This window comes from Aeromicrobium sp. CF4.19, from assembly GCF_051262555.1.
GTDB lineage: Bacteria > Actinomycetota > Actinomycetes > Propionibacteriales > Nocardioidaceae > Aeromicrobium.
Map to the genome: position 1 here is coordinate 1 of NZ_JBIMEU010000017.1, position 6,754 is coordinate 6,754.

8 protein-coding genes are annotated in these 6,754 nt (G+C 70.9%); 4 read left to right on the forward strand and 4 right to left on the reverse strand.

The features are described 5' to 3' along the window. The first annotated feature begins 55 nt into the window (after window positions 1-55). The 3 genes from ACHAAC_RS17370 to ACHAAC_RS17380 all read left to right on the forward strand — a co-directional run bounded on the left by ACHAAC_RS17370 (window position 56) and on the right by ACHAAC_RS17380 (window position 2,872). Window positions 56-709: a response regulator transcription factor gene (locus ACHAAC_RS17370; protein ID WP_435717626.1), complete on the forward strand. Its 654-nt coding sequence runs from the start codon at window positions 56-58 to the stop codon at window positions 707-709. Between the two features lie 85 nt (window positions 710-794). Next, window positions 795-1,673: an ABC transporter ATP-binding protein gene (locus tag ACHAAC_RS17375; RefSeq protein WP_435717628.1), complete on the forward strand. Its 879-nt coding sequence runs from the start codon at window positions 795-797 to the stop codon at window positions 1,671-1,673. Then, the gene (locus ACHAAC_RS17380) at window positions 1,670-2,872 is read left to right on the forward strand and encodes an ABC transporter permease (RefSeq protein WP_435717630.1); all 1,203 of its coding nucleotides are present in this window, start codon (window positions 1,670-1,672) and stop codon (window positions 2,870-2,872) included. The genes ACHAAC_RS17375 and ACHAAC_RS17380 overlap by 4 nt, the downstream gene beginning before the upstream one ends. On the opposite strand, the gene lipB is transcribed toward ACHAAC_RS17380, so the two are convergent. Continuing rightward, window positions 2,853-3,614, reverse strand: a complete 762-nt coding sequence (gene lipB / locus ACHAAC_RS17385) for a lipoyl(octanoyl) transferase LipB (protein WP_435717632.1) — start codon at window positions 3,612-3,614, stop codon at window positions 2,853-2,855. The two genes, ACHAAC_RS17380 and lipB, sit on opposite strands and share 20 nt — an antisense overlap. A 68-nt stretch (window positions 3,615-3,682) precedes the next feature. Between lipB and ACHAAC_RS17390 the strand changes: the two genes are divergently transcribed. After that, window positions 3,683-4,108, forward strand: a complete 426-nt coding sequence (locus ACHAAC_RS17390) for a hypothetical protein (RefSeq protein WP_435717634.1) — start codon at window positions 3,683-3,685, stop codon at window positions 4,106-4,108. On the opposite strand, the gene ACHAAC_RS17395 is transcribed toward ACHAAC_RS17390, so the two are convergent. The 3 genes from ACHAAC_RS17395 to sucB form a co-directional block, all read right to left on the reverse strand. Continuing rightward, window positions 4,100-4,615: a DUF664 domain-containing protein gene (locus tag ACHAAC_RS17395; RefSeq protein ID WP_435717636.1), complete on the reverse strand. Its 516-nt coding sequence runs from the start codon at window positions 4,613-4,615 to the stop codon at window positions 4,100-4,102. The genes ACHAAC_RS17390 and ACHAAC_RS17395 overlap by 9 nt on opposite strands. A 4-nt stretch (window positions 4,616-4,619) precedes the next feature. After that, window positions 4,620-5,510: a TIGR01777 family oxidoreductase gene (locus ACHAAC_RS17400; RefSeq protein ID WP_435717638.1), complete on the reverse strand. Its 891-nt coding sequence runs from the start codon at window positions 5,508-5,510 to the stop codon at window positions 4,620-4,622. A gap of 7 nt (window positions 5,511-5,517) precedes the next feature. Further along, window positions 5,518-6,754 (reverse strand): 2-oxoglutarate dehydrogenase, E2 component, dihydrolipoamide succinyltransferase (sucB, locus tag ACHAAC_RS17405; RefSeq protein ID WP_435717640.1); only part of this gene is annotated, 1,237 nt, incomplete at its 5' end.

A 6,754-nucleotide genomic window follows, 5' to 3' on the forward strand; every position in this document is an offset into this window, starting at 1 on the left:
AGGCGCATCTCATGCGATCACGCTCCTACTGTGGCTTTTTCGAGGACGTGATCGCATGAGCGAACGCACCACCGTCCTGCTGGTGGACGACCAGGAGCTGATCCGTGTCGGCTTCGCGATGATCCTCGACGTCGAGGAGGACATCGAGGTGGTCGGGGAGGCCCGGGACGGACGCCAGGCCGTGCAGCGGGTGGCGGAGACGTCGCCCGACGTCGTGCTCATGGACGTGCAGATGCCCGACATGGACGGCATCGAGGCCACGCAGCGGGTCGTGGCCGAGTACCCGGGAACCAAGGTCCTCATCCTCACGACGTTCGACGACGACGCGTACCTGTTCGCCGCCCTGCAGGCGGGCGCGAGCGGGTTCCTGCTCAAGAACTGCCCGCCGGAGGACCTGGTCAGCGCCATCCGGCTCGCCGCCCGAGGACACTCCCTGCTGGCGCCGGAGGTGACCCACCGGGTCATCGCCCGCTCCACCAGCCGGGTCCTGCGGGACAAGGACGCCCGGGTCGAGGAGCTCACCGAGCGCGAGCGCGACGTCCTCGTCGCCATGGCCAGTGGGCAGAGCAACGCCGAGATCGCCGAGAGCCTGTTCGTCAGCAACGCCACCGTGAAGTCCCACGTCTCGCGGATCCTCACCAAGCTCGACTCCCGCGACCGGGTCCAGGCGGTCATCGTCGCCTACGAGTCCGGTCTCATGGAGTCCTGAGCCGCGACCACTCGTCCGCAGGGATGAGGGGTGGCTCGGTCCCGTGGCCGATGTGCGGGACCGTCCGGGTGCCTAGCGTGGACGCATGATCGAAGTCAGCCATCTCAGCCGCGTCTTCGGCGACACGACCGTCGTCGACGACGTGGGCTTCAGCGTCCGACCGGGGCGCACCACGGGATTCGTGGGCGCGAACGGTGCCGGCAAGACCACCACGATGCGGATGATCATGGGAGTGCTCGCGCCCAGCGCGGGGCAGGTGCTCTGGAACGGGTCGCCTGCCACCCCCGAGGTCCGGCGCAGCTTCGGCTACATGCCGGAGGAGCGGGGGCTCTACCCACGCGCCCCGATCGCCGAGCAGCTCGTGTACTTCGCCAGGCTGCACGGCATGTCACGTGCGCAGGCCACCGAGCGGACGGACGAGCTCTTGGCGCACTTCTCCCTCACCGAGCGCGCCGACGATCTTCTCGACGCCCTGTCGCTGGGCAACCAGCAGCGGGTCCAGATCGCGGCGTCGCTCGTGCACCGTCCCCGCGCGCTGGTGCTCGACGAGCCGTTCAGCGGGCTCGACCCGGTGGCTGTCGACTCGATGGTCGACCTGCTCTCGCGGGAGGCCGCCGGCCTGCCGCTGCTGTTCTCCAGCCACCAGCTCGACCTCGTCGAGCGGTTGTGCGACGACCTCGTCATCCTCGCCGGGGGCAAGCTCGTCGCGGCCGGAGCGGTCGAGGACCTCCGCGGTCGCGGCGCGAACCGCTACCGCGTCGAGATGCAGGACTCCGACGCCGCCTGGCTCCGGGACGTCCGTGGCCTGAACGTGCGCGACGTCGACGGGACGGTCGCCCTGCTGGACCTCGACGGGCTGGCTCCCGCAGAGCTCACCCGCCTGGTCGTCGACCACGGCCCCGTCGTGGAGATCGCCCGAGCCCGTCCACCCCTGTCCGAGATCTTCCGGGAGGCCACCCGATGAGCACCCAGACCCCAGACCCGACCAGCCCAGACTCGACACCCGCCTGGAGGCTGGTCGCCGAGAACGAGGTCCGGACCCGGATCCGTCAGAAGTCCTTCCTCATCACGACCGGCATCTCCGTGCTGATGATCGTGGTCGGCATCTTCGCGGCGTCCTACTTCGCCGACCGGCCGCAGGACAACACCGTGGCCGTCACCGACTCCACGGCCGCGGCCATCGTGCAGAGCGCTGAGGAGGCGGGCCGGGCCGGCAACGACCGACTCAGCATCGAGGTGCTCGAGGTGGCCGATGCGCAGGCGTCCGAGCAGGCTGTGCGCGACGGCGACGCCGACGCCGCCCTGCTGCCGGCCGGCGATGGTTTCGAGATCGTCGCGGACGAGAGCGTTCCCTCAGCGATCTCCGGCCCGCTGCAGACGGCCGCGAGCGGTGCCGTGCTGCAGGACAACGCCACGGCGCAGGACGTCGATCTGTCCTCGCTCCAGCAGGGCACGCAGGTCGCCGAGAGGCTGCTGGAGACCGACGGGGACGACGGACTTGGTCAGGCGGCCGCCTTCGCGTTCATCATCCTGTTCTTCATCGTCGCGATCGGCTCCGGCATGATGATCGCCGGCAGCGTGGCGCAGGAGAAGGAGAGCCGCGTCGTGGAGATCCTCGCCGCGACGGTGCCGATCCGACAGCTCCTGTGGGGCAAGATCCTTGGCAACACGGTGCTGGCCGTGGGTCAGGTGGTGCTGTTCGTGGTCGCCGGTGCCGTCGGGCTGCTGGTCTCGGGCCTCGACGCGGGGCTCGGCCGGCTGGGCCCGGCGATCGGTTGGTACATCGTCTTCTTCGTCCTGGGCTTCATGGCCCTGGCGAGCCTGTGGGCCGTGGCGGGGGCGCTCGCCTCGCGCCAGCAGGACCTGCAGTCGACGACGGCTCCGGCGCAGGCGCTGCTGTTCATCCCGTACTTCGCCTTCTTCTTCGGCAACGACCTCCTGCAGCAGGTGATGTCGATGGCACCGATCGTGTCCGCGATGATCATGCCGGCGCGGATGGCGACGGAGTCGGTCCCGCTGTGGCAGACCGGGGTGGCGATCGGTGGCACGGTTGTCGCGACGATCCTGCTGATCCGGCTCGGGGCGCGTGTCTACGAGCGCACGCTGCTGCGGACGGGGGACAAGATCTCCTACCGGGAGGCGCTCACGATGTCGGGCGACTGAGCTTGAGCACCGGCACCCCGGCGCCCGCCTCGGCGGCGTCGGGGTGCGGCACGTCGGGGGAGGGGGTGTAGGAGTTCCAGGCGAGGAGCTCTTGCAGGTGCGGGCGCACGACGTCCGCCGCCTCCGAAACCGTGACCGGGCGCTCGAGCTCGGCGCTCAGTGTGGTGACGCCGGCATCGGCGATGCCGCACGGGACGAAGCGGTCGTACCACGCCAGGTCGACGTCGGCGTTGAGCGAGAAGCCGTGCATCGTCACCCCGCGGGAGACCCGGATGCCGATGGCGGCGATCTTGCGCTCCTGGCGGCCCCCTCGGGCGGAGTCCGACGAAGCGGTGGAGTCGGCGGCGAGCCACACGCCCGAGCGCCCGGCCACCCGACCACTCGTGATGCCGAGGTCGCCGACGGCACGGATCAGTGCCTCCTCGACGCGGCGGACGTAGTCGACCACGAGGACGTGCGAGGGCAGCCGGGTGATGGGGTAGCCGACGAGCTGGCCGGGCCCGTGGAAGGTGATCTTGCCGCCGCGGTCCACGTCCACGACGGGCGCACCGTCGGTGGGACGCTCGTGCGGCTCGGTCCGCTTGCCCGCCGTGTAGACCGGTGGGTGCTCCAGGAACAACGCGGTGTCGCCGATCGTGGCCTCGACCCGCTGGGCGTGGAGCGTGCGCTGGAGCTCCCAGGCCTCGACGTAGTCGATGGCGTTCGCTCCGTAGCGTCCCTCGACGATCTCCAAGCCGCTCACGCCTGCAGCCTACGCCGCCTGTGGACGGCTGCTGGCGGACCTCCGTCCGCCGGTGGGACGGTGCGGCCATGACGGACTGGGTCGTCGGGATCGTCGCGTGGCTCGCGACGCTGCTCGGCGAGGGTGAGGATCCCGCCTGCCTGCTGCTCGGACGGCTGGACGCGGAGCGAGTCGTCGCACTGCAGACCGCGCGCCCCGGGATGCTCGCGGAGGTCTACGCCGACGACCGCCTGGCCCACGCCGACGCGTCCGTGCTCCGCGGGTACACCGAGCGCGGGCTGAGGCTGCGTGGGGGAGCCTTGGTGCGGATCGAGTGTCGCGTGACCGGGAGGGACGCGAGCTCGATCCGGCTCGACGTCGTCGACAGGCTCGGTCGCACCTGGGTGATCGATGCCTCCGGTCGGCGACGAGAGCTGCCACGGGCGAGCCCGACGCGTCGTGCGGTGACGCTCACCGAGACCTCCGAGGGCTGGCGGATCAGCGCATCACGGTGAGGACGGGGCCTCGCCGGTCGTCCCGTCGGTGAGCTCACGCACGACGTCGGCGTGGCCGGTGTGGCGCGAGTACTCCTGCAGCACGTGCAGGCCGATGGCCAGCAGTGTCGGTGGCTCCTCGTGGAAGCGGCCGCCAAGGGACGCTCGCGCGGTCGGAGCGTGCTCGGTGAGGACACGGGTCGTGCGGCGGCCCCCGGCGTGCAGCGCAGCCAGGAGCGTCGGCACGTCGGCGTCAGTGTGCCAACGGCCCCGGCCGTCCTGGTCGCCCCAAGGCTCGGTGACGGGCTCTGCGAGGAAGCCCCACACGAACCAGCGACGCTCCATGTGCACCAGGTGGGAGAGGAGCTCGACCAGCGTCCATCCCGAGGGCAGCAGCTGGGACCGCGCCGCGTCGTCCTCGAGCCCGGTGACCTTCCGCTCGACCTCGGCGCGATAGAAGTCCAGGTAGGCGACGAGGGCCGCCGAGACGTCGGTGGCGTAGCCGGAGGGTTCCGGCAGGGCGACCACGACGTCAGTCCAGGGCTGCGCGCAGGGTGCTGGCGAGGTCGGGGTGCTCGAAGGTGAACCCTGCCGTGGTCAGGGCGTCGGGCACCATCCCGACGGAGCCCAGCAGATCGTCGGCCAAGGCACCCAGCACCGTGCGCAGCACCGGTCGCGGCGCCACGAGAATCGTCGGGCGCGAGAGCACCTCGCCGAGCTCCTCGGTGAAGTCTGCGTTGGTCACCGGCACCGGCAGGGAGAGGTTGAACGGCCCGCTGGCATCGTCGTTCTCGAGCAGGAACGTCACCGCCCGCACCCAGTCGTGCAGCGCCATGACGGACATGAGCTGGCGCCCGGTGCCCAGCCGGGCGCCTGCACCGAGCCGGAACATCGGCAGCAGGGGAGCGAGCATCCCGCCGTCGCGGTGCAGGGGCAGGCCGGTTCGCAGCAGGCACACCCGCTGGCCGGCCTCGGCGACCGGTGCGGCCGCATCCTCCCACTGCCGGCACAGCTCGGCGAGGAAGCCCGACCCGGCCGCTGCCCCCTCGGGGAGGGGCTCGTTGCCCCGCTCGCTGCCGTAGTAGCCCATCGCGGAGGCCGAGAGGAAGATGGTCGGCGAGCCCGAGGCCACGATGGCCGAGGAGAGAGTCGTCGTGGAGTCGATGCGTGAGTCCCGCAGGACCTTCTTGTATCGGTTCGTGCGCGGCCACCGCGCGATCGTGGCGCCCGAGAGGTTGACGACGGCATCGGCCCGGTCGATCAGGACCCGGTCGATGCGCCCCTCGGCCGGGTCCCACTGGGAGGAGTCCCGCGTCGGCTCGCCGGACCGGATCAGGCGGGTGACCTGGTGGCCCTCACGACGCAGGTGAGCCACCAGGGCGGACCCGAGGAATCCCGAGGCTCCGGCGACGACGACGTGCATCAGCTGATCAGGACCCCAGCTCGGACTCGAAGGAGCCACTCTGCAGGCGATCCTTCACCGTGGTGAGGAACCGGCCCGCGTCGGCCCCGTCGATGATGCGGTGGTCGTACGTCAGGGCGAGGTAGGCCATGCTGCGCACCGCGATGCTGTCGCTGCCGTGCTCGTCGGTGATCACGACCGGCCGCTTGACGACCGCCCCGATGCCGAGGATCGCGACCTGCGGCTGGTTGATGATCGGCGTGTCGAACAGGGCCCCGTTGCTGCCCAGGTTCGTGATCGAGAACGTGCCACCGGAGAGCTCGTCAGGCGAGATCTTGTTGGTGCGCGTGCGCTCGGCCACGTCGGCGATCTTTCGTGCCAGCCCGGCGATCGACAGGTCACCGGCGTCCTTGATCGTCGGCACGAGCAGACCGCGCTCGGTGTCGACGGCGATGCCCAGGTGCTCCCCGGCGGGGTACGTCACCGTGCCCTCGTCCAGGTCGAGCGCCGCATTGAGCGTCGGGTGCGCCTTCAGCGCCTCCACGGCCGCCTTGGCGAAGAACGGCAGGAAGGTGAGCTTGACGCCCTCTCGGTCCAGGAAGGCGCCCTTGTGCTTCGCGCGCATCCGGGCGATGTCGGTGACGTCGACCTCGTGCACCTGCGTGAGCTGGGCCGAGATCTGCAGCGACTCGGTCAGGCGCGAGGCGATGACCTTGCGCAGACGGCTGAGCTTCTCCGTCTTGCCGCGCAGTGGTGACGGCTCGGCCGGAGCCGGTGCGGAGGACCCCTGGGGCGCCTTGGCGGTGCCGGTCTCCGCCTCGGGGGCGGGAGCCTGCTTCTCCGCGGCATCGATGACGTCCTGCTTGCGGATCCGTCCACCGACCCCGCTGCCGGTGAGCGACTCGAGATCGACCTCGTGCTGCTTGGCCAGCTTGCGCACGATCGGCGTGACGTAGGTGTCGCCGCCACCCTGGGACCCTGCCCCGGGCGAGGAGGACTTCTCCGGCTCCTTCTCAGGCTCGGAATCCTTCTCCGGCTCCTTCTCAGCGGCCGGGGCGGGCTCGCTCTTCTCCGGAGCAGGGGCGGGCTGCTCCTTCTCGGCCTCGGCGGCCTCCTCGACCTTCTCGGCCTGCTCGGGGTCCTCGGCCGGGTCGCCCTCGGGCTCGGAGGTCTGCTCGGCGTCCTGCGCCGAGTCGTCGGAGTCGTCGGAGGACGCCTGGTCGGAGGACGCCTGGTCGGCGCTGCCGATGATGGCGAGCTCGGCG

Bases quoted from the DNA above. Each gene is read 5' to 3' on its own strand.
- ACHAAC_RS17370 (WP_435717626.1), top strand. From the start codon at position 56: ATGAGCGAACGCACCACCGTCCTGCTGGTGGACGACCAGGAGCTGATC.
- ACHAAC_RS17375 (WP_435717628.1), top strand. From the start codon at position 795: ATGATCGAAGTCAGCCATCTCAGCCGCGTCTTCGGCGACACGACCGTC.
- ACHAAC_RS17380 (WP_435717630.1), top strand. From the start codon at position 1,670: ATGAGCACCCAGACCCCAGACCCGACCAGCCCAGACTCGACACCCGCC.
- ACHAAC_RS17390 (WP_435717634.1), top strand. From the start codon at position 3,683: ATGACGGACTGGGTCGTCGGGATCGTCGCGTGGCTCGCGACGCTGCTC.
- ACHAAC_RS17400 (WP_435717638.1), bottom strand. From the start codon at position 5,510: ATGCACGTCGTCGTCGCCGGAGCCTCGGGATTCCTCGGGTCCGCCCTG.